The sequence below is a fragment of the Legionella taurinensis genome (assembly GCF_900452865.1).
In the GTDB taxonomy this organism is placed as follows: domain Bacteria; phylum Pseudomonadota; class Gammaproteobacteria; order Legionellales; family Legionellaceae; genus Legionella_C; species Legionella_C taurinensis.
Map to the genome: position 1 here is coordinate 3,076,331 of NZ_UGOZ01000001.1, position 21,656 is coordinate 3,097,986.

The window sequence follows — 21,656 nt, forward strand, 5'->3', positions numbered from 1 at the left end:
TTCCAAACAATTTTTTGTTTCATATTCATCAAATAGAATTCTTTGGAGTCCTTGAGAAAGATTCAGAAGAAAAGTCATAAATATTTATAAAGGTGAATATATGAAACAAGAACCGCTATTACTATATCCGGGCCAAGCACAAAAACTTTTGGGTGTTGGCACAACCAAATTTTATGAGCTGATCAGGCTCCCTGATTTTCCTAAACCAAGAAATCCTCTCGGTAAACGGCCTATGTATCTTAGAAAAGAAATTGAAGCTTGGGCAGAGAAATTATCAATAGGATGAAGAATTCTGGTTAACACCCCTCTACTTTCTAATAAATAGTGTTAACCAATAGATTATGTTAAGGAAAAACACATGTCAGATTATATAGAAACAGTTAAAGATACAGAAGATGAAGAGCATTTAAATGAACATAACTCTAACAATGGCAATGAAAATTTAAAAAACATCAAGGATTTTTTGCATGGGGAAAAAGACGTAGAGGAACTTTTACACATCAGTAAAAAACTAACCAGAAACATAAGCCCTACCCCGAATGAAGTTAATAGCACTATACCGCATGATCTAAAACCAAATCTTTTATTACTTGATATCGAGAGGATTATAAAGAGAGTCATCGTATGCCCTGAAGAAACAGTGATAGCTGCGACTTTGTGGATTGCAATGACTTGGTTCATGGACTCCATTCAAGTGTCTCCGCTTGCAGTTATCACTGCTCCTGAAAAACGCTGCGGGAAATCTCAGTTACTATTTCTATTTAACCGATTAGTTAAAAACCCATTGCCCGCTTCGAATATTAGTCCTGCTGCGTTGTACCGAGTAATAGAGGAAATGAAACCCACCATTTTGATTGATGAAGCTGATACGTTTCTAAAAGAAAATGAAGAAATGAGAGGGATCATCAATTGTGGCCACACAAGAGATTCAGCATTTGTAATACGTATCTCTGGTAAAGAATTTAAACCTTACTCATTTAGTGTTTGGGGAGCAAAAGCAATCGCAGGAATAGGGCACCTGTCTGACACCATCATGGATAGGGCCATTGTTTTATCCTTGAGACGTAAGCTGTCACATGAAAAAGTAGAAAGACTAAGGCATATCAATACAGATATTTTTGATAATTTAACACAAAGACTTTCAATATTTGCAGAAGATTGCCAAGAGCTTATTAAGCAAGCCAGGCCCAATTTACCTTCTAGCTTAAATGATAGGGAGCAGGACAACTGGGAGCCATTATTTGCTATAGCTGACTTGGCTGGCTTTGATTGGCCAAAACGTGCGCGTGACGCAGCAATAAAAATTTCAAACAATACGTTTTCAACTCCTTCATTTGGATTAGAGTTACTGTCTAACATTAGAACTATATTTGAAAATAGAAATCTAGTTCGAATTAGTTCCGCAGACTTAATTGCTGCTCTATGTGTCGATGAAGAACAGCCTTGGGCAACATTTAATCGAGGGACTGCAATTACTCCAAGACAGATGGCATCGTTACTGAAAGGATACTCCATTAAAAGTAAGAGTGTGCGTATTAATTTTGGAACCCCAAAAGGATTTGAAAGACAACAATTCGAAGAAGCTTTTTTATGTTATCTTCAACCATATGAGGCTGATTGCGCCACAAGTTAGAGTTTATAAAGCAAAAAGTGTGTCGCTTGTTATAGTTGTTGCAGCAACAAAAAAATATCCGCCACCAGATAATACAGAAATTCATTAGATGTGGCGTTGTTGCGGATAAGGATAATAGGGGTATTATGAATAAAAAAACCGTTGGCAGACCAACTAAATATTCTCCTGACATAGCTAATAAGATTTGTGAAGCAATAGCCAGCAATGGAAAGGGAGTAAAAAAATTATGCGAAGAAAATCCAGATTGGCCGAATAAAGATACTATTTTTACTTGGTTGAAAAAATACCCTGAATTTTCCGACCAATACGCGCGTGCGAAGCGGTTTCAAGTTGAGGCATTAATCGATGAAATTTTAGATATTGCTGATGATAGCTCACTTGATCAAATAACGCATGATGATGGTAGTTCGAGTTGTAACTCTGTATTTATAGCACGCTCGCGATTGCGTATTGATACCCGAAAATGGCTTGCTAGTAAACTTGTCTCAAAAGTTTATGGAGAGGTTCGGCAACAAGAGGATCTGGAAAATAATGAGGCATTGAGGAAAGAATTGCTCGAACTTCGAGCTTCACTTGATAAACAGTATCAACAAGAATACTAACTTGTGGCTGCTGGTTTGAAAATATGCGAAATATTCTAGTGTGACTAGAATTTGGGGGTAGAATTGACCTATCCCCCAAAAATAAGCCCATGACAAAGATGAGAAATCCATTAAAATTGTGACAATGGAGAACTCAAAATGAAAAGACGTTACAGCGAAGAGCAGATAATCAAAGCAATCAAAGAGCATGAGGCTGGCGCTAAGGTTGGTGATATCTGTCGTAGTATGGGGATAACAAGCGGTTGCTTCTATAATTGGCGTAGCAAGTATGCGGGCTTAGAGGTCAACGAAGCGAAGCGCTTACGCGAGCTGGAATCAGAGAACCAGAAGCTGAAAAAACTTCTTGCAGAAAAGCTACTGGAGAATGAAGCGCTAAAGGACGTTGTTTCAAAAAAGTGGTAAAGCCCACCAGTAAGAAACGTGTTGCAAAGCATTTGGTAACTCACTTTAAGCTCAGTGAGCGAGTTGCCTGCAAACTGGTTGGGCTAAGTCGCACGGCGTACCGCTACCTAAAGAAAAAACGCTCGGATGATGGGTTGAAAGCACGTATGAAAGAGTTGGCCGTTCAATATCCTCGTTATGGCTATTTGTTGCTGCATAGCTTGTTACGAAGAGAAGGTTTAGTTCAGAACAAGAAGCGCACCTATCGGATTTACCTTGAGGAAGGTCTGCAGATTCGTACTAAAACACGAAAAAAACTCCAACGTCCTCGCTTGATTATGGATGTGCCAACTCAGAAGAACAAGCGTTGGTCGATGGACTTTGTCTCGGACCAATTGGCGAGTGGTCGTCGTTTTCGTGTATTGAACGTCATTGACAATTTTAACCGCGAACTGTTGGGGCAACTTGTTGCACTCTCTATTTCTGGACAACAAGTTACACGCTTTTTAGAACAACTTGGTGAAGAGCGCGGTTACCCTGAACAGATTGTCTGTGACAATGGCACCGAATTTACCTCTAAGGCTATGTTTTTCTGGTCTAAATCAACCAATGTACGGTTGAACTTTATCCAGCCTGGCAAACCAACACAAAACGGTTTCGTTGAAAGCCTTAATGGGAAATTCCGTAACGAATGCCTCAACCAAAATTGGTTTAGAACATTGGAAGAGGCGCGTTTTGAAATTGGTAAATGGCGGCATCATTACAACCATGTGAGGCCACATAGTGCATTAAATTATTTTCCACCAGTGGACTTTGCTCAACAGGTGGCTTAATGTTGGTTTTCTCATCGAGAAACTGGTACTAATTGAGGGGATAGGTCAGAATTTAAACTATATTGTAACTTAAGGGCTTCATCTACAGTACCGAGGGAACGATGAATAGCAAAACCACCCCCATTAAACAAACTAGATTTCTTCCTCAGGAGGAATCAAGAATCTTAAAGCAAATGATACAGGTTGTAGGAAATGGCATTCAGTGCATTTTTTATAAAAGATACATTGAGGGTACAGACGAAGCATTTAAAAATGAAAACAATGATTGGTATGTTGTGACAGTTAATGCGTATTATGATTCTGCTGTTAGGGATTGGTGTGCAATATTTGGTAGTAGAAAAGAACCCCTACATTACCAAAATCTTTTAAAACATAACTCGATTAGCGAGCTTCTTAGAACGATCATACCTACTAATGACTCAATATTAGATGGTCTGAAAAACCACATTTTATCGGCTATTTCTATGAGCCCAAAAGAATTTGTCATTTATCACAGTGCGACGAAGGATTATCGAGATAGATATTTAATTCACAGAGAATACCATCCTCAACATATTAATGATAACGATTTAACCACACCTCTATTACAACCTATGATGGATAGTTTCATTGCTTTATATTTACTGGTTGTTAAATTAATTAAAAATTTTCCTCTTAAGCAAGATAATGTAAATATGTATTCAGTTCCATTCATCGACGTTAATAGTAAAGATGCTGTCGAAACATATTTAAATTTAACAAAGCCACCCATAATACCGGAATGATTATGAGCGAACATCGGGTTGTGTCTAACTATTTGAATGGCTTATTTTTTACCCATACCTATACTATACAAATAGAAATTCAATATTAACTGAGATCATCATGGACGCTATGGGAGCTATTGTGAGTATTCTAATACCATTGCTAACAGGGGCATTAGCTGGAGCAATAGTCACAGCCTGGAATACAAATCATATTAATAAGCGAAACAACAGAATAGCTCGCCTAGAGCATAAAATAAACAACCTATACGGCCCGTTGGCGTTTTTGATGCGTTGTACACTTATTTATCTTGAAAATTCCAGGGGCTTAATACAACAGCATCAAGATTATTTTGTACCTAACAAGTTCTCTCAATCTCTAGATGTCCAGAGCAAAGTAGACTCCCAGTCAAATGCTACAATTGAATTAAGTAACTACTACTTTGATAAAGCGATTGAAAATAATCAATTGATTTTTAAGCTAATTTCCGAGAACTATTCCTTAATTGACAGCGAAGAGGATGAAGGATTAATCAATGAATTTGTTGGAATGTTTATTCGCCTATCTGTTGAATATATCAATCCACAAATCCAAATTGGGGAAATTCCAATTGAAATTCAAAATAACAGAGGAAAATTGGGGACAATAGCAAGTGATTTTATTGATCATATTATTACTAAAAGTAAGCTGTTAAAAGAACAATTGGAAAAACAAACTAGGTAGACTCTATACGCCCAAAAAAAGTTCAATTCAACAGATATTACAACGAATAATTTTATAGTCTTGCAATGATGTATTTGAAATTAGTTTATTTGCTCAATCGTTGTTATCGTTTAAATCCTCCATGAGCGATTGCACTGTGTTAAAGGATTTCAATTGATTACATTCAGCCTCTTTCATGGCATCAATAGTTTTTTGCAAATTATTCAGCCAACCGTTAATTTCAGCTAGAAGGTCACTGATTTGATCAGGCAAGTCCAATTTTTTTCGAATATCTCCTAAGCCTCGTAGGTGATTAGCCCATAAATTTTGTAATTGGAGTATTTCTGTATTGTCAAACTCAATAGGGATAGTAAATTTGGTATTTCTATGTTTGAAAGTGGCTTGTAATTTTTCTGCAAGAGTTATCGGGTTTAAAAGGCCAGGTTCTTTTATCATTAACATGACATCATGATAATCTTTCATCCGGCTGTTATTAGAGCCTTTAGATATGATGGTTTCCAGTTTTTCTGAAAAAATAGACTCTACGGGATAAACCAACATTGTTATTTCGCCCACAAACAAAGGCTTGCCATTGTACTCGAAAGGCCGGTAATCTTTTTTAGTTGCAACCACCATATCCCCGACACCAATATCAATGTGGATCTTATCTTTCATGTTGCCAAAATAAGCCTGTAAAGTTGCACGGAAACCGGTATATTCCATATGAGGTTGTGATAGTATTTGCATGCTTCCCCATTCAAAACGAAATGAGTCATCTATAGCAACAGATGCTATGTCACAAAGTGCTTGCTCGATTGTTGAAAACTCGCTTTTCATTTTGGTCATTGAAAAGTCAATATCGGTTGTTTCTCGTCCAAGATCCATGTATTGAGCTAACAATAACCCGCCTTTAAAGATAAACTGCTCGCGGTATGCTGAGTGAGAAAGCCTTGCTAAGAAACGCTCTAATAGAAGCTGTTTCCATACCTCGTTAAATGTTTTTAATTTTTCTTGAGCGATGAATTTTAATCTCGCTTTTAACGCAGCTTCATTCATACTGTTAACGCCAATAAATAAGAGTCTATGTTAATTTTCATTTTTTTTGCATACGAGCGGAGTTTGTTAATATCAATTCTCTTTTCGTGTGGTTGCTCTAAGCCCATTTTCAACGCTTTTAACGCTGTCTCCTTACTTAAATAGCGAAAGGAATCAAGAATAGTACGTTCTTTATCAAAAATGGAAACAACTGCCCCATCAATATCAATGGTTGTTTTTCCTAGCGAATGGTTACGCATGCGGATAATTTTCACCATAGGGCTGGCATGATGGGATGTGCCGTGGCTTATGGCTATCCAATGTTGTCTTGGAATTTCCTCTGTTAGTTCATAAAGTGCTAATGCTGACGTAAGGCATATTGTTCCATTTTCTACGCTTCTGACAGCAGTAACTAAATCCTCCCATTGAAAGCTTTGTATGATAGGTGCATGGATGCCCCTATAAAGCCCTCTGCCTAATCGCTCAATCTGGCCAGCTTTTGTATAATAAGCCAAGGTCTCTACACTCACACCACATTGCTTGGCTTCTTTAGCAGTGAAGTTGGTAGCTAAAAGTAAGGTTTTTATTTTTTCTAGAGCATTTTTAGGTTTCATCTATTTAACTTAGCAATAACACCCACATAAGTCAATTGGGTTTTATTACTAAGTTAAATGTTCCAAACTTACGTCAATTCAAAATATTTGATGTATATTTGGAACACGCAATTTGTGTAATCATTCACGTCTTTTCGTAATCGTTCAAATCAGGTATCATAACACCATGTTGGGTAAGAACTTGGGTAAGTTTTTAGTCCATATTATTCTAAACCAATAAAATCAATACATTACAAAAAGGTTCGAGTCCTCTTCTCGGTACCATTAATGGATTTAACATCCGCAATGACTGATTTCAATACGTTAAATCGTGTTAAAATGAGTACGGCCTTTTTTCAATTTTATACCTCGTAATTAAGCCTTAAACGATTCGATAATATTCGCTACGAAAATAACTATCGCTTTTATTCCTTCTGCAACCGCTCGCGTTAGAAATCCATCACAAGAAAAGGGCGCGAAACACCTAAAACATTTTTTTGAATAATGAACCATACTCGCAGGGCTTTTCCCTTGAGAGGTGGGCAGCCAAAATAAGCATTTTTTTTGCAACCTGAGATTATTTTGACCTATACTGAGCATAGAAAGCTCCAATTGGTCAAAGTATGAACGTCGATGAGCAATCGTTAAAGGTAATCTGTGGTGAAAGCAAGGAAGTGGTCGTGTACGGTTTCGGGCAATTTAAATACCTTGAGCTGTGCGAAGCCATTAATCGTATCAGTGGTATGAAAGCCTATCATTCCGACGATTATGTTGAAAAAAATGAGGTCATGGATACGCGAACTCACTACACCATGTATAACCACTTTAAATACATTCTCAATGATTTAGTCCTTGAAAACTTTAAACGGCAGCTTAAAAACGAGCCCATCATCCCACTTTTGTTTGTTGTTGGTTTCGCCGAGAGCGAGTATGAACTACCACGGATAGCAGAACGAAATGATGATCCATTCGCCAAGGGAGTGACCCTGACAGAATTACGCCGATGTTACAAACTGGCTCATGAATTCGGCAAAGACTTAAGCCAGACGGCCAATGACACCTTCCAGTTTGTGCATTTAATCCCCTCGGAAAACGGCTACGTGCTTAAGACGGTCAAACCATTCTGGCAGGATAAGCAATGGCAGCAGTTGTGGCAGCAACGCAAGGCAACAACGGATAAAAAGCCAGACAGTGATCATAAAAATCTTTTTTGGCGTGAAAAATACTCAGGACTGGTGGATGAAGCGAAGTCCCGGCAAGGCCCCTCCAACACCGAAGAAGCCAGCAAACAGGAAATAGAAGCGCCTGATCATTCGCGAATGCCGAAGGGATAAACCCGACTATCCCTGAATGCACCAATCCTTCAAGTTGAAATAGTCGCTAGCGCTTCGCCATAACGAATACCGTCACCAGCCTTAAGTGAAGGAAGCCAGTCCACTTTGGCACCATTGGCAAACATCAGCACCACCGTTGACCCGAGCTTGAAGTAACCCATTTCTTCCCCTTGCTCAAGGCTAAGGGGGCTGTCAGCGTAGCTGAATTCCTGCACCTGATGCAGGCGCTTTAAATCGCCCTCCCAGGCCGTGCCAATCGCCCCCACAATGACAGCCCCCACTAAGACCATGGCCATCAACCCCACCGGTGTCTCAAAAAAGACAACAAGGCGCTCGTTGCGCGCAAACAGGCGCGGCACGGTTCTGGCGGTCGCGGGTTGTACAGAAAACAATTTCCCGGGAACATAGATCATGTGTTGCAAGGTCGCTTTTATCGGCATGTGAATGCGGTGATAATCCTTAGGCGACAGATAAAGGGTAGCGAAACGGCCATTCACAAAGGGTTCATAGCGCGATGGCTCGCAGGCCAGGAAATCATCCACGGTATAGTAACGCCCTTTGGCCTGCAGTAACTGGCCCTTGTCAATACGGCCCAGTTCACTGATCACGCCATCCACAGGCGACACAATGTCAGCGTCCGCCAGCGGGCGGCAATCAGGCTTTAAATGACGAATAAAAAAATCATTGAAACAGGCATAATTCTCAGGGTTTTCCTCGCATGCCTCACTCATGTTCACACCGTATTTGGCAATAAAGCGTTTGATGAGACGATTTTTGACCGCCGGCACTTTCACTTCCGCCAGCTTACCTGCCATGGAAGTTAAGGTGTGTTTTGGCGCAATGAATTGCGGCAGGGTTTTTAGAAAATCACGGGACATGGGTATTATTAAAAAAAGCAGGATGAGGAAATATACCCTGAAAATACGCTGTTTGTCATGAATTATAGCGTATTGTGAATGCTGGTTTAGAAATCATTTTACAATTGGATAATTATATGGCTAATTAATAATTGGTTCTACAAATGAATGGAATGGAGCTCAACTAGGATGGTTATTGCTCTATAGGACGTCAGGGAGGATTTATGCGGGAAGGGCATCATCAAATCACCTATCGCGCCATGCCGCCACAAGCCCGGTTTGGTTTTTTTACTCGTCCGCTGCATGACGAATCCTGCTACACCCAGGAAGAACTGCACTTGCGAGAGGCCATTCTCGCTGCCCGCAGCCAAAGCGGCCTCGACCCTGACTTGTTGCGCACTGACATGGCCTGGTTTTCCCCTGATAATCAGGTAGCCTTGGTAAATGTCAATGAAGGCTCCTGGATTTTTGGCAACGAATACCGCCCGAGACAGGGTTTAAGCCGTGATGATTTTCACATTGGCCTGATAAACCGCCAGCTTCATTGGCCAGCCTTAAACACCATGACCCGCTTCATCGGCGACTACCTGTTAATACGTAATAATCAATTGGACGACCGGCATCTGAATCAGCCGCTTAATTATGTGTTCCTTGATGCCGTACAAATTCTTAACCGCATGGCGGTTATTCATGATGGGCGATTTGTTAACAAACAGCTGCAATTGCTCAATAAATACCTGCGTGTGGTTGAAACACACGTTTCACCGACTCAGGGAAGCGACCGCCTGTTCCTGGCCGACTGCCGTTACACGCTGGAACATCGCATTGCCAAAGACATTGAGAATAAACAGCAGTCACAACAGTTAAAACTGCAGTTTGAACAGGTTAGGCACCAATTAAACCGCGTGGCCGAACTCCGTCATACGGTGCTGCATTTTGCCCTGACAGACAGCACGGTTAACCCTCATCCCTATTGGGAGCATTTTTCAGAGGTGCCCAGAGGAATTGAAGGCAAACAGGAGTTTCCAACCCTCTCTGCCAAACACTGTGCCGAAAAGACAAGTGATGCCCTGGCACAACCCGGAAACCCGCAATTAAGCCAATTAAAGCTGACGCCGCATACCCTGGACAACTGCCCGGCGCTGGGATTAATTGATAAAACCTCGACAGCCATCAAAGCCGCTTACGGCCAGAGCATCAGCGACTTACAGGAAGTCTTGCGTTTTCAACATATCCTGGATTCCCTGTTGCAATTATTCGACCAGGCCGGTGAAGTGTTTACACTCATCCAGTTACGAAGGCAAATGAACAATCTGCTGCTTGGCATTGAACAGTTTGTTCAGCAATCGGAACAACACATCGTCAGTGTGGTGGAAGCAAATTCACGGCTTTATCATCAATTGATTCAGGATAAGCAGGATTTAAGCTGGTGGGAGCGAATGACGTCCGGAAAGGCGGAAAAAATCGACCGCTACATCAACAATCAGGATAACCTCGCGCGCTTTCCCACCTCGAGCTCGGATTTAAGCGCCGCCAGTAAAGAATTACTCGATGGGGTGCATGAAGTGCTTAATCATCTGAAGCAGCAAGGGACAGAAACCCAGCAGGTTGCTATGGTCAGTTCCACGCGTGAGCTTGTCCAGCATTTAATGGATTCCATGCATGCGTGGGTCGGTCATCAACAGGAAATAAATGGGTTGCCCATCCCCGATAAGCCTGCGCTGATCTTGAGCAATCAACAGGAGCAACCCGCTGTCGATTGGGGTACCAGACCATCCCAGTCGCCCTCGTCTTTTGTCAAACAGCCGTCGCTGCCGCAAGCATCGTTTACCCAGCGCGTGGAAGCGCCGCTTTTTTTCCAGGCGCAATCACAGCGAGGGCCGGTGCCATCCTGTCTAACCAACCAACCCTGCACCGCTCCTCTGCTTACAGGCAATGACACCATGGCCCGAGGCAATCCTTTCAACACTGCCGCCCTCAGGCCGGAAGCGGCGGCTATCTCAGCTTCTGTCTTATTGGGCACGCTGGTTTTGTTGCCTTTAGTCTTTATCGGTCTGAAATTATTGTACGATGCCTGGCAGCGGCCCGCGCCAAGTCGACGTACGCCCAATAACAAAGAGAATTTTAACCACCTGGCCACGCAGGCGGCGGATTTATTATCCGCCGCCTCGCACCTGCTTCCGCAAGAGGAAACCGCCTGCATGCAGGAGGAGTTTGACTACCTTAGCGACAAAGCTAAAACATCACAGGATTATGATAATGAATCCATGAGCGATCTAGTGCACGAGATAAAAGAGACGCTGTCTCCCTTAAAGCCCGGGCGAGTCAGCCCTAATGGCTGAACTCACTCGTGGTCGTGGTCGTTTTGTTGAACGTTCTCGATTTCGCATCATCGTATACCGCATTAAAAAAATGGGCTCGCATCTCTTTCGTTGTCACTTGACAAGCGAGAGGGTAATCGCCTTCGCTCGTCTGCATTCTCTCCACCACCTTTTTGAAGACCTCCTGGCTGAGTGTGCTTTCGCGCTCGCCTTTACAAAAAATTTTGGCTAGGATCATCTCGTTGCTGTTGCTTGAATCCTGGAGATATCCTTCCACTTCAGGGCCGCGCGTCCTGGCACTGAAGATATTAAATGCGTAGGGGGTATAATTTTTTGCCACTTCGCGAATTATTTTCTTAAATGCTTCTCTGTCCATGTTTTTTGCCCATTGATACATGCTTTCTGGAAACGCATGGCGGGCTTTGGCGGAATAAAGATGGGAAAAGCGTGGGTCCGTCTGAACAAACTTCTGCGCTTCGGCAGCGTAAGTTTGGACTTCAAAATCCTTTTTTTGCACAGCCCGCAAAACGGACGACAAATTGACGTCGCTTTGCCCAATCCGGTGGGTCAACATCATGGGCACGAGGTATTGGATGAGCAGAGTATTCAGCGAATTGCTCTCCGTGCCGCCTTTTGCCAAAATATGCCCCAGAATGTTTTGCCCTTCTTCTTTGCTGTCCTTAAGATAGCTTAAAACATCGGTTCGGTGTTTATTGGAGAGCACATTCAATGAAGAAGGCGCATAATGATTTACTATCACCTCGCCAATATAACCATCCAGCGTGAGGCGGCCAATGGCATTCGCCCAGTCAAACAAGGCGTGCAGGGTCGCTGAAATCACCGCTTTTTCGGTATGATTACGCATAACGAAGGGCGTTGTCTCAGGCTTCTCCTGACGACCAATGGGTGTATCCTTGCCTTTAAGATGCCGAACAAAGCCAAAACTATTATTAAATTCCCACATTTGTTTAATGATGTTAAGCCAGGCATCTGCGCTGGGCGTCTGACCAAATAACTTTAAAAGCCGATTTTCATACTCGTGACAGTAATGGGTTATGTCGATGCAGAAATTCATGTTGGCTTCGTCATTTAATTGCCCGGCCTGAAGGTCAAAATACCGGTCAGTGCATTTCCCCAAATCCTGCCTTAGCCGCTTTAATTCCATGTACCCTTGGGCGAGCGGATTTTCTTCATCGCAATCCAGCTTGGGCAACTCGATGTCTGACTTAAACAACTGAATGGAGCGTGTAATCTCTTCCATGGGTTTGGGCGACGCTTTACTTGTTTCCAACGTTTTGCTGGCCAAGGAGGTCTTACGGGTTAACTCCTCCCACAAGCTCTCTAACAATTTGTCAATATTGGACAGAATGGCTTGAAAATGCAAGGTGTGGGCATCACGCCATATTTGATGATAGCGGGCATGCATTCTTTCCAAATCATATTTTGCCGCAGTCGGTAAACAATAATAATTCGGTACACCTGCTGGCGGGGCTGACTCGGCTTTCTTTTTATACGCCTGCGAGTACTCTTCTATGGATGCATTTTCCTGCTCTGCCCAGGCTTTGGTTTTATTAAAGGCAGTCGGCCGCGCCTGCAGGAAATCACGAAAACTCATGACCGGAACACCGGAGTCGTTTTTTTCTTTTCCAACATAAAAAACCGTGTTACGGTAAAACTCATCATACTCCTTCTGCATAACCTCAAGGATATGGTCAACGAAAGGCCGACGATCGGTTTCTGCATTAAACAGCTTGGGGTAGGTTTTTGATAATAATTCATCTTTACCGTCCGGCAGTGACAGGTAATTTAGGGGTTCCGTACCGAAATACTCAGTGAAACGCTCTCTTAGGATTGAGGGCTCATAGGTCAATAACTCCTGCAGAATTGCACTGAAAAACTGCTCTTGGAAACTTACGGGTTCGCTGCTTGAGTCCAGTTTGATGGAGGGATTGGTGGCCAGCTCGCGAAAAGCCTGATAACACATGTGCCGTTTGGCCAGATTTAAATTGCCTGGCATGGTATTGGTAGGCCAGTGTGTACGAGTATTGATGATGGGGAAATTATCAAGATCCGTACTCTTTAAGCCCATGGAGGTTTCCGGATGCTCTTTGATAATTCCATCGACATTACGGGCGCCTTTCATTATCCAGGTGATGCCCCACAGCATCATGTCGTAGTCAAGAATATTGTCCAGGTCGGTATTCCCGGGATGACGATCGTCGCATTTATACCGCCAGGCCGCGATAAGCCATTTGGCGACATTATGCGACAACAAGGTATTGTAACTGGGATAAACCTCTTCCCTTTCACTGGCATTGGTAGGCAGGGTAGCGCCCGAGGGGGCCATGGGCTTGTATTTTTTTAGGCCAATTGAGAAGGTCCCACAAATCTCACCCTTTTCATCGTACACCAGCCGCTCTTCCGCCGCACTCTCGCCCAAGGAATTGCGCAGCGCGACGCTGACAGCGACAGAGTAAAGAGCCAGCACTCGTGGGTAAGAGCCGCTTAGGGGTTTAAAAAATCCAGTTTTCTCACCATCAACAGCATCTACGAAAGTTGCTTTTTCTATTACATGACCAGAGGAAGGTATCGTCTTGTCGTTGGTAAATTTTAACTGGCCATACCGTAACGCCTTCTTTGGCAAAGTCATGGCTCATTCCTTAAGTTTCCGTCGGTGCAGAATAATCATATTAAGCAGAAAATCAGGCGTAATTCAATAGTATTTTCTATAACAAATGTGCATGGACATGAAATTGTTTGCATTTTCCATGGACATAAAACCTGATTTTGCGATTATTGTTTACATAACAATCAACTTAAATTGTTTTTATGCCAATTGACGCATGGTTGGGCGAGGACTTATAAAGGAATAAAAATGCAATAGTGGCAAACACGCATTCCAATAATGGGGGTACCCAAAACCAATGCCATTGGACCGCCTGCTCGGCAAACGGCAAACTAACCGCACCAATGCTGGCTGCCAATGCCCAGACAGTGGACACACCACGGCAACGGTACTGGGCCGGCAATTGTAAATAAAGAAAATAAAACATGGATGAACAAATCAAGCCATTGGTCAACACATAACCTGCCAAGGCGACGAGCACACCGGGGGGATAGGCAATGGTAGTACAATAAAACAACACAGGGGCAGTCAACAGAGCAGTCACGGTACCGAGACGCAATAGCAGGTACACACGCTCCGGACTAACCGAGCGCGCCAAGGGCAGAGCCAGCAAGGCCGAGCTCAATTGCGCCAATGAACCAATCCAGGCGCATTGGCTGCTGCTCCACAGCCCCCGGTCAATGGCATAGGAAACCCAGAAGGCATTGCAGAGATACACAGTGACACTGACAAATGCGCCAAGCATAGCAATGTTCATCAGTCCCTGGGCATGCTTACGCCAGATCTCGGCAATGGGTGCGTGATTGGTTTTAAATTCAGGCGATTCAGTCAAACGCTTGCGAAGCCGGCAAACCCACAACGATAAAAGGCCAACACTGGCAAAGAGTATTCGCCACATCCAGGGAACAGAACTGGATTGCAAAAGAGCGGCCATTGCCCCGCCAACAAACATGCCAGCCGCACCGCTGGCGGCAACAAGACTTCCCGCCCGCAGCGGTTGGCTCGCATGATGTTCAATCAAAAACATGGCAGAAGTATTGATCTCGCCACCCAACGCCAGTCCCTGCGCTATGCGCAGGAATAAAAGTCCAAAGGCGGCGGCAATACCAATGGTGTTGTAGTCGGGTAATAAGCAAATGCCTACCGTCGCGATGCCCATTAACCCAGCTGACCAGACCATGGGCTTTCGTCGGCCGATGGCATCCGCCTGCTGGCCAAACAACCATCCGCCCAGGGGTCGTGCCAGAAAAGCAGCGGCAAAGAGCGCAAACGATAGAAGCAAACTATACGACGAAGGTGGAAAAAATTCTTTGGCAAATACCGATTTGGCCAAATACAAATAAAGACTGAAATCCAGCCACTCCAAAAAAATCAATGCAAGGACAATCGCTAATGCACTTCGTTTCATGCGGCTGGCGCTCCGATGGTCCGTGCAAGCTCAATATCCAGCGTATTAATACCTTCGCTGGTGGCCGGCCGCTCAAAAAAGAGGAAATCGCCGCTTTTTCGGTAATGGTAAGCATTGGCAAGAGTCAGCGTAAAAATCAAAGTCACCATGTTGGCAATGATCATCAGCGTTTTTCTTAACCGCGGGTTCCTGTCTTCATTGGCTATGGCCATCAGGGGAGTTTCCACCTGTTTAAGCTGCTTTAAAAAGGTGTCTTTATCCGGGCGTCGCTCCTGATTCATTGCTCCAAAGACCATCTGGTAAAGTTGGGTCCGGTATTGACGTTCCGGCTCAAGGTAACGGGCGAGTTTGTCTGGGGCATGCTGTGATAATCTCGCACGGATATTCTGAAATCGGGTTTCAATCTGTGCGACCAGAGTAAAAAACTGCCTGCCTTTTTCGTTCTCTTCGAGCAGGAGATCGACTAAAGACCTATCGAGCCCCAACTGTCGAAAACGATTGACCAATAGCACGCGCATCGCCAGGTAATTACCATACTCCCAAGTATCATCCCCGGCCAGCGCCTGCCCCTCCTGCCCGGGCTTAAAAAATCCGCCAGTCTGACGTTGTGTGATGCCCTCATAAACAAACTGCGCAGCATCAGGCTGCAAAAGCGGCGGGAAATGTTTAACCTTGTCCATGATCTTGCGAAAATCATAGCCTTCCTCATCATTTTCCATAGCCAATTCATAATGCGCCGCATTCGTTGAGCCGCGGCATGCCAATCGATTGACCAAAGCCACGCGGGAGGCCTGATTCTCTTCCTGTAACAGCGACCGTACCGGCAGGTTTTGTTTATGAACGGTTAAAACGGCTTCAGCCAATTGGGGCTTGGTTATTAAGGCGGGGAAATAATTCGTTACCGGACTGTCCTTATCGTCTACCTGAATGATTATAAGTGCTGCCACCGCCTTCTGTATGAGTTCATCCCCGGGCTTGTCATCCAGCATGGCAAAATAGGACGCGAATTCGCTAAACAGCTGCGATGCCAGTGTTGGGGTTATCTCCACTTCCTTTGAACCGATATCGAGTTGACGGAGAGCAACCGCCATTGCCTGCAGCCTGGGTTTCTTTTTGAGTAAATCAAGCCAGGCCGAATCGGCACCGAGAGCAGAAGCCAGAGAAGCGACCAATTGATAGTCACTGATAATTTGGCTTAACGAACGAACCGTGTCAGGCTTATCCACCGGGGCCGGGAACTGATGCTTTAACAGAACGGGCAAAACAACTGCGATATAGTCCCTTACCCCGTCTTTATAGAGCGAACTTTCACACTGACTGTGAAGCAAGCTCAACAAATGACACAAGGGCGAATCAAGCACTGTGTGATCGAAAGACAGCTTTAATGTCATTAAGAGACTCAGGGCCCTCGATTTTACTGGATTGCTACTAATGTCCCGTATTGTTGAAGGCGTGAATTTTTCCTCGTGCATCACAAGGATAAGATTAGCAAGGTAGGGCTCTGCAACGAGGCGCTGCCTTAATCCGTCTATCTCCTCAATTTTGATTAATTTTTGAGCAACAAAAATCCATAATGCGCGTTGCTGCAACAAAGGCCAGGTGCTCATCGCGGGGAGAACAACATGAAAGAGGGGCGTATTCAGTAGAGGTCTGATCGCCGCTTTAAGATTCAAGGCATCTAACTGATTGATGGCCAAAACCAACGCGTCATTGGGTACCGTAAACGCCAGTATTTCTGGTGGAAAATCCAGCTCCAGCAAAATCTGGCAAGCCTTGATTTGATTATCATTTTCACAAATGGCCAGGATATGGAGGTCTTGACCGTCAATGTAGCGTTTTCCAAGACCTTTGAGAAAATCAGGCTGCAGCGGTTTTTTACGTAACAACTGAGCCGTCTCAAATTTGGGCAAGACATTAGCAAAATAGCCCTGCATTTCCTTAATGCGTTCTACTTGCCTGTCTGAGGGCTGTTGCTTAGCCAGATAACTTGCCAATTCCAGAGGGTTAAACACCTGGGCAAGGAATTTGGAAGGGGTAAGGCTGTCGATAAGCTGTGTCAGTTGACTTGGAGTTAACTCAGGCTCTATCAGAAGCAATTGAAAAACAACCGCCTGAATGTACTGATCGTCCTGCTTTAAAAAAACGTTATGAAAAAATTCCACCGCCTTCCATACCACAGGCACTGACTTGCCTTTCTGGGTGATTAACAAGCGGGCCATTTCCATTTTATAAGGGGAATGGTTTAAAAAGCGGAAAAAATCAACTTGTTTTTGGGTGGTGAAATGTTCTATCAATCGATCATCGAATTCATTTAACAGGCTTTTTACAAAAGCAAGCAGCGCATCACTGTCAGCCACCCACCCGTATTGCTCCAAAAGCCCAAGTTTATCCAACCTTAAGGCAACATAGGCTTTTTCACGATCATCTAACGTAATGGTCTTTTTATCCAGGATAGACAGTAAGACCTTATTTAAGGATGACTGCGGCTTTAAACAGTCAATAACCTGACGCGGGGTTAAGTGACTGCCCACGCTGTTAAGTTTTTGCAACAGCGGATCATTGATAATAATCTCGGGGTTTTTTTCCAACAGTTGCAGCAGCGCGTCATTGTCTTCGAACCTGGAGGTCTCAGACGTTACATACTGAGCACAGTGCATGAATGTGCCGGCATTGACATTAAAGGTGTTGAAGCCTGAAACCAGACTGCGAGCCATTGCCTCGATGCACGGTGAATTGATGTGGTTTGAAATAGTTCTAGTAATAGGGAACAACATATGTGAAGAGACCGAGGTTAATCTTTTCTCAGGTTCTACGAGGTAGGGCTCCGGGTTAAAGCTGGTTACAACGTAGACCTCACGCTGCTCGACAGGCAGGTGGGTGTTTTTAGTGATGGCAATCAACCAAAGGCTGGGATCATCGGCACGATAACAAAAACCGAACCCTGAAGGAACACCGGCTTTATCGACATAGGCGAAGGAAACGGCTTTCTTTTGTTTATAATAGGTTTCACTTAAAAGCTCATCGGACTCCTCCGCCTTCCTGAATGCACGCTCAGGAAAAAGCATGTGAATGTTGCCCGCACTCATATCCCCCTGCCAATAGAAAAGATGATTCGGGATGCTTTCGTCCTGCCAGTGCTTCAGGTGCGCATGTAATTCGTTGCGTGTACCTAAAAAAAGCGTGCGGTGGATGTCGGTGATAATGCTGTGTCTGGTCTTTTCGGACTTGGCAAGCAGCGAGGGTCGTCTGAGGTCAACAATTAAATGCTTTGCCTTGCCGTGTATAAAATAAACCATCGAAAATCCTCCCTTCAGGCTGGACTGCCATTATACTTCATGTTTGGTCATTTAGAAAAAAACATATCCCCAATGGTGTAAATTTAATCTTTCAAGCTCTTTTACCCTGAGCATCCGGCTTGGGGAGAACCGGACAAAGAACCCCCACCTCGGCAAAGGCCTCCCGGACAGCAGCGGTATCCCATTGGCGATCACGTGCGGCCTGAATGACACCGCAGGCAGCAAAATCGTAATAGGCGATAGGGGACCAATAAAACCGATTGGCATCAATCATCACCTGAAAGGCCTTCTGCACGGTCCAACCCGGTTTATTGGCGAGGAGGTAAAAGGCTTTATTGTAAACGCCGCTGCTTAAATGCACATCCAGATCATCGGTATACTCCCTGGCATGCTCGATGGACATGCCGTCTTTACTCGGCTCATCCATGTAACGTAAAGGCGCCCCACCAAGCACGGCCTCACGCCCTATCGTCCAGTCCAGGCCGTCCCAATACCAGGGGTAGCTCTGTCGTATGTAGTCCTGCAGGGCGATGGCTGCCATATCAGAAAACGCTTCGTTAATGGCCCCTGACTGGCCCTCATACACCAAAGCCGCATGAAGTGCGGTAAAATTATGGGATAATTCATGGGCAATGACCGTTTGTGCCGGAGCGGTCAGAAACTGATGGCCATTGCCAATAATGATTTGTTGATGGGCCATCAACCGGCCATCCAAAGACACCGTGGGAATGGCAAAAGCATTGTCCATTTCAGACAAGTGCGTGTAAACCCGCAGAGGTAAATCCCTGCCCAGGGGATTTCGTTGCTGATACTTCTTCTCATACATTGCCAGCGTCTGTGTGGCAAAGTACATGGCATCGTTCACCGGGGAAAAGGAATAATTGACTGGCCCGGTGTTGGCATCATTGTAATTAAGGTAATACGAGGAGGGATCGCAGGCATAGGAAAATGCGGTTAATTCATACGTTTTTTCGTCTTCCGTACTGATGGGGAACGCTTCATAACCGAGTGGTAAATTGGCCATGTTAATGACGCGCAAGGAATCACTCTCGACATAACACCGTCCGTCGTTTACCCTGACTTCAAATTTTCCCAGCGAAGGCAAGCCGGGCAGGGCGTCACCGTGTTGAAAAGACCCAGGGCGGTAAGGCAAGGGGAACGCGTTCCCACCGAGACCCTGACCCCATTGTTCACGATGAACGGCATCCCATGCTTTTAATACCAGACCCGTATTGGCATCCACCAGCATCTCGGGTGCACGCAACGCATGGTCCGGTGCATGGGTGTAATAAGCCATGTGGTAAGCGAGGTGGGCTTGCTGCTGGTTATCGAGGTAGATAACCTTTTGATGATGAAACCATTTCACGGGTCCTTTGACTTTCGCCAGCACTCGCTTTCTAAGCTGCTGTGCCGACAATAACCCCTTTGACGTTTTAATTGTTTCCTCCAACCCACGGACATTCATCCCGCTAACCCAAACCGGCTGGTTATCCTTTTGATGAAAGATCAACTGATAACCCCAAACGGGAAGGCCTTTAAAAAGAATCTGATACCGGGCATGCTGCGGGGCAGTTGATTGCAAACGCAACTGATAGGGGCTATCCGCCATGCTTTTGAGCGGAGTGAGGAGGGAAGGTCGATGAAGCGGAATACTCTGGTATTGCTGCAGGAGACTGTTACTTTCGCCCCACATCAGTTCTCCGGTGGCAGCAAAAGCCATGCCCGACAGACAACCCAGTGAGACGATACAAAGCACTCTTATTCTCATACCTACATCATCCTGATTGATACGTAAAATGGGAAACCGCCTTTTTTCTTCAGCGCTCAATTTACCAGTATTTCCCGTGAAAGGCGAAGGTAAGTCTTACGCATGCTTTCTGATTGATAGTTGAGTATACTCTTAAAACTTTTCCCTTAAACCCTGACCATGCTCCATACCTTACTCGCCATTCTTTTACTCGAAGGATTTGTCACTATTTCCGTCGAAATCTTAACGATACGGCAACTACTGCCTTTCTTTGGCGGCAGCGTGGTCATTACCAGCATCATTATTGGGGTTTTTCTGTTATTTCTGGCCCTGGGTTATTGGCGCGGCGGCATGCACCCCAATGATTTCTATAAAAGGTTAAACCGCAATTTCATGGTCAGCCTGATTTGGATAGGCATTGGGCTGAATTACAGTTTCATCGGCAGCTTTTTCGATTGGACCATTAACAGGCTGTCCCTGCCCTTTCTGGCCAGCCTGACCCTTTACCTGCTGATCATTCTGGCGCCTGTTGTCTTCTGGCTTGGACAAACCATCCCGTTAACCACGAATTTATTCAGTCAGGAGCAGCGAGTCAGCCGCATCAGCGGCAAGGCCTTGTTTTTAAGCACACTGGGGTCTTTTTCAGGCGCACTCGTGACGTCACTCCTGCTTTTTCAGTTTACCGGCGTAGCCTGGACCGTCGTCGCGAATTGCGCCCTGCTTTTCTTGCTGGTTATTTTGCTAAAGCCTCAAAGCGGCCTGGCCTGGCCTCCCCTGATTTTGCTGGGGTTGGCTTTGTATTTTATCAAATTATTGAATGTGAACTATGAACAGCAGTTTTTTAAATTAACTAACAATTACGGCAATTATGAAATCCTTACCGCTCACAATGCGCGCCTGCTTAGGATTAACTTATCCGGCAGTTCAATGATAACGGATAAGAAAGAGGGTTTTGCCTACATTGAATTTATCCGCCATTTCTTGTTTAACCAGCTCCAGTTGCAGCATAAAAAAATACTGGTGATCGGTGCTGGCGGTTTTTCGCTCACCGCAGCAGGCACTCATGCGAATGACGTGACGTATGTCGACATTGATCCACAAATTAAAAGCGTGGCTGAAAAGCACTTCCTTGAAGGCAAAATCAATGGTCATTTTATTGGTCAGGATGCGCGGCGTTACCTCAATGAAACACGGGAACAATTTGATGTCATTGTGTCGGATGCCTACAGTCACCAACAAACTATTCCAGCCTCCCTGCTCACTGCCGATTATTTTGCACAATTGGCTTCGCACTTGAAGCCTTCAGGTCTTTTAGTGGTCAACCTCATTACCAATCCTCTGTTTAAAAACTCGTTCAGCAAACGCGTCCATAATACCATTTTGAGTATTTTCCCTTTTTGTAATATCGTCCCTCTTGATTGGAAAAAATTAAGTAATGTTATCTACATTTGCCCGCGACAGGGAAAGGATGAGGTGATATACAGTGATAATCTAACCAGTTCCACGTTTGACTTTTACCATCAGCTGCAATCCAGCCAATAACG

Annotated in this window: 16 protein-coding genes; 9 read left to right on the top strand and 7 right to left on the bottom strand. The window is 44.5% G+C overall.

Translation table 11 applies throughout. The features are described 5' to 3' along the window. Window positions 1-100 precede the first annotated feature (100 nt). From DYE45_RS14155 to DYE45_RS14180, 6 genes are all read left to right on the top strand, one after another. Window positions 101-286 carry a helix-turn-helix transcriptional regulator gene (locus DYE45_RS14155; RefSeq protein ID WP_115301020.1) on the top strand — a complete coding sequence of 62 codons (186 nt, stop codon included), beginning with the start codon at window positions 101-103 and terminating at the stop codon, window positions 284-286. A gap of 72 nt (window positions 287-358) precedes the next feature. Further along, entirely contained in the window at window positions 359-1,633 is a 1,275-nt protein-coding gene (locus tag DYE45_RS14160) for a DUF3631 domain-containing protein (RefSeq protein ID WP_115301021.1), read from the top strand. 125 nt (window positions 1,634-1,758) lie between these two features. Next, window positions 1,759-2,235, top strand: coding sequence for a terminase small subunit-like protein (locus DYE45_RS14165; protein WP_115301088.1), 477 nt, complete (start codon window positions 1,759-1,761; stop codon window positions 2,233-2,235). Window positions 2,236-2,373: 138 nt separating this feature from the next. Further along, a protein-coding gene (locus DYE45_RS14170) for an IS3 family transposase (protein WP_115300371.1) occupies window positions 2,374-3,449 on the top strand; the annotation gives its coding sequence in 2 pieces (ribosomal slippage) (window positions 2,374-2,623 and window positions 2,623-3,449; 1,077 coding nt in all). 101 nt (window positions 3,450-3,550) lie between these two features. Further along, window positions 3,551-4,213: a hypothetical protein gene (locus tag DYE45_RS14175; RefSeq protein ID WP_115301022.1), complete on the top strand. Its 663-nt coding sequence runs from the start codon at window positions 3,551-3,553 to the stop codon at window positions 4,211-4,213. 100 nt (window positions 4,214-4,313) lie between these two features. After that, complete coding sequence (locus DYE45_RS14180) at window positions 4,314-4,916, top strand: hypothetical protein (RefSeq protein ID WP_115301023.1); 603 nt, start codon at window positions 4,314-4,316, stop codon at window positions 4,914-4,916. 93 nt (window positions 4,917-5,009) lie between these two features. On the opposite strand, the gene DYE45_RS14185 is transcribed toward DYE45_RS14180, so the two are convergent. Further along, the gene (locus DYE45_RS14185; RefSeq protein WP_115301024.1) at window positions 5,010-5,951 is read right to left on the bottom strand and encodes a nucleotidyl transferase AbiEii/AbiGii toxin family protein; all 942 of its coding nucleotides are present in this window, start codon (window positions 5,949-5,951) and stop codon (window positions 5,010-5,012) included. Continuing rightward, window positions 5,948-6,544 carry a type IV toxin-antitoxin system AbiEi family antitoxin domain-containing protein gene (locus tag DYE45_RS14190; RefSeq protein WP_115301025.1) on the bottom strand — a complete coding sequence of 199 codons (597 nt, stop codon included), beginning with the start codon at window positions 6,542-6,544 and terminating at the stop codon, window positions 5,948-5,950. Before DYE45_RS14190 ends, DYE45_RS14185 begins: the two co-directional genes overlap by 4 nt. Before the next feature lie 602 nt (window positions 6,545-7,146). Between DYE45_RS14190 and DYE45_RS14195 the strand changes: the two genes are divergently transcribed. Beyond that, on the top strand, window positions 7,147-7,857 hold the full coding sequence (locus tag DYE45_RS14195; protein ID WP_108290968.1) for a hypothetical protein: 711 nt from the start codon (window positions 7,147-7,149) through the stop codon (window positions 7,855-7,857). Between the two features lie 29 nt (window positions 7,858-7,886). Here the strand turns inward: DYE45_RS14195 and asd are convergent, their stop codons facing one another. After that, a complete protein-coding gene (gene asd, locus DYE45_RS14200) occupies window positions 7,887-8,735 on the bottom strand; it encodes an archaetidylserine decarboxylase (protein WP_108290970.1) in 849 nt (282 codons plus the stop codon). Between the two features lie 203 nt (window positions 8,736-8,938). On the opposite strand from asd, the gene DYE45_RS14205 reads away from it, so the two are divergent. Further along, entirely contained in the window at window positions 8,939-11,056 is a 2,118-nt protein-coding gene (locus DYE45_RS14205; protein WP_115301026.1) for a hypothetical protein, read from the top strand. Here DYE45_RS14205 and DYE45_RS14210 read toward each other — a convergent pair. From DYE45_RS14210 to DYE45_RS14225, 4 genes are all read right to left on the bottom strand, one after another. Next, window positions 11,046-13,685 carry a hypothetical protein gene (locus tag DYE45_RS14210; protein ID WP_115301027.1) on the bottom strand — a complete coding sequence of 880 codons (2,640 nt, stop codon included), beginning with the start codon at window positions 13,683-13,685 and terminating at the stop codon, window positions 11,046-11,048. The two genes, DYE45_RS14205 and DYE45_RS14210, sit on opposite strands and share 11 nt — an antisense overlap. 166 nt (window positions 13,686-13,851) lie before the next feature. Continuing rightward, on the bottom strand, window positions 13,852-15,069 hold the full coding sequence (locus tag DYE45_RS14215) for an MFS transporter (RefSeq protein ID WP_115301028.1): 1,218 nt from the start codon (window positions 15,067-15,069) through the stop codon (window positions 13,852-13,854). Then, window positions 15,066-18,365, bottom strand: a complete 3,300-nt coding sequence (locus tag DYE45_RS14220) for a hypothetical protein (protein ID WP_115301029.1) — start codon at window positions 18,363-18,365, stop codon at window positions 15,066-15,068. The genes DYE45_RS14215 and DYE45_RS14220 overlap by 4 nt, the downstream gene beginning before the upstream one ends. A 91-nt stretch (window positions 18,366-18,456) precedes the next feature. Further along, window positions 18,457-20,133, bottom strand: a complete 1,677-nt coding sequence (locus tag DYE45_RS14225; protein WP_160160740.1) for a M4 family metallopeptidase — start codon at window positions 20,131-20,133, stop codon at window positions 18,457-18,459. A gap of 159 nt (window positions 20,134-20,292) precedes the next feature. Here DYE45_RS14225 and DYE45_RS14230 point away from each other — a divergent pair, with 159 nt between their 5' ends. Continuing rightward, on the top strand, window positions 20,293-21,654 hold the full coding sequence (locus DYE45_RS14230) for a fused MFS/spermidine synthase (RefSeq protein WP_108290980.1): 1,362 nt from the start codon (window positions 20,293-20,295) through the stop codon (window positions 21,652-21,654). Window positions 21,655-21,656: the final 2 nt, after the last annotated feature.

Excerpts from the sequence above, each read along its gene's own strand:
- DYE45_RS14175 (WP_115301022.1), top strand. The coding sequence starts at position 3,551 with ATGAATAGCAAAACCACCCCCATTAAACAAACTAGATTTCTTCCTCAG.
- DYE45_RS14155 (WP_115301020.1), top strand. The coding sequence starts at position 101 with ATGAAACAAGAACCGCTATTACTATATCCGGGCCAAGCACAAAAACTT.
- DYE45_RS14160 (WP_115301021.1), top strand. The coding sequence starts at position 359 with ATGTCAGATTATATAGAAACAGTTAAAGATACAGAAGATGAAGAGCAT.
- DYE45_RS14190 (WP_115301025.1), bottom strand. The coding sequence starts at position 6,544 with ATGAAACCTAAAAATGCTCTAGAAAAAATAAAAACCTTACTTTTAGCT.
- DYE45_RS14225 (WP_160160740.1), bottom strand. The coding sequence starts at position 20,133 with ATGAGAATAAGAGTGCTTTGTATCGTCTCACTGGGTTGTCTGTCGGGC.
- DYE45_RS14220 (WP_115301029.1), bottom strand. The coding sequence starts at position 18,365 with ATGGTTTATTTTATACACGGCAAGGCAAAGCATTTAATTGTTGACCTC.
- DYE45_RS14210 (WP_115301027.1), bottom strand. The coding sequence starts at position 13,685 with ATGACTTTGCCAAAGAAGGCGTTACGGTATGGCCAGTTAAAATTTACC.
- DYE45_RS14215 (WP_115301028.1), bottom strand. The coding sequence starts at position 15,069 with ATGAAACGAAGTGCATTAGCGATTGTCCTTGCATTGATTTTTTTGGAG.
- DYE45_RS14180 (WP_115301023.1), top strand. The coding sequence starts at position 4,314 with ATGGACGCTATGGGAGCTATTGTGAGTATTCTAATACCATTGCTAACA.
- DYE45_RS14195 (WP_108290968.1), top strand. The coding sequence starts at position 7,147 with ATGAACGTCGATGAGCAATCGTTAAAGGTAATCTGTGGTGAAAGCAAG.
- DYE45_RS14165 (WP_115301088.1), top strand. The coding sequence starts at position 1,759 with ATGAATAAAAAAACCGTTGGCAGACCAACTAAATATTCTCCTGACATA.
- DYE45_RS14205 (WP_115301026.1), top strand. The coding sequence starts at position 8,939 with ATGCGGGAAGGGCATCATCAAATCACCTATCGCGCCATGCCGCCACAA.
- DYE45_RS14185 (WP_115301024.1), bottom strand. The coding sequence starts at position 5,951 with ATGAATGAAGCTGCGTTAAAAGCGAGATTAAAATTCATCGCTCAAGAA.
- asd (WP_108290970.1), bottom strand. The coding sequence starts at position 8,735 with ATGTCCCGTGATTTTCTAAAAACCCTGCCGCAATTCATTGCGCCAAAA.
- DYE45_RS14230 (WP_108290980.1), top strand. The coding sequence starts at position 20,293 with ATGCTCCATACCTTACTCGCCATTCTTTTACTCGAAGGATTTGTCACT.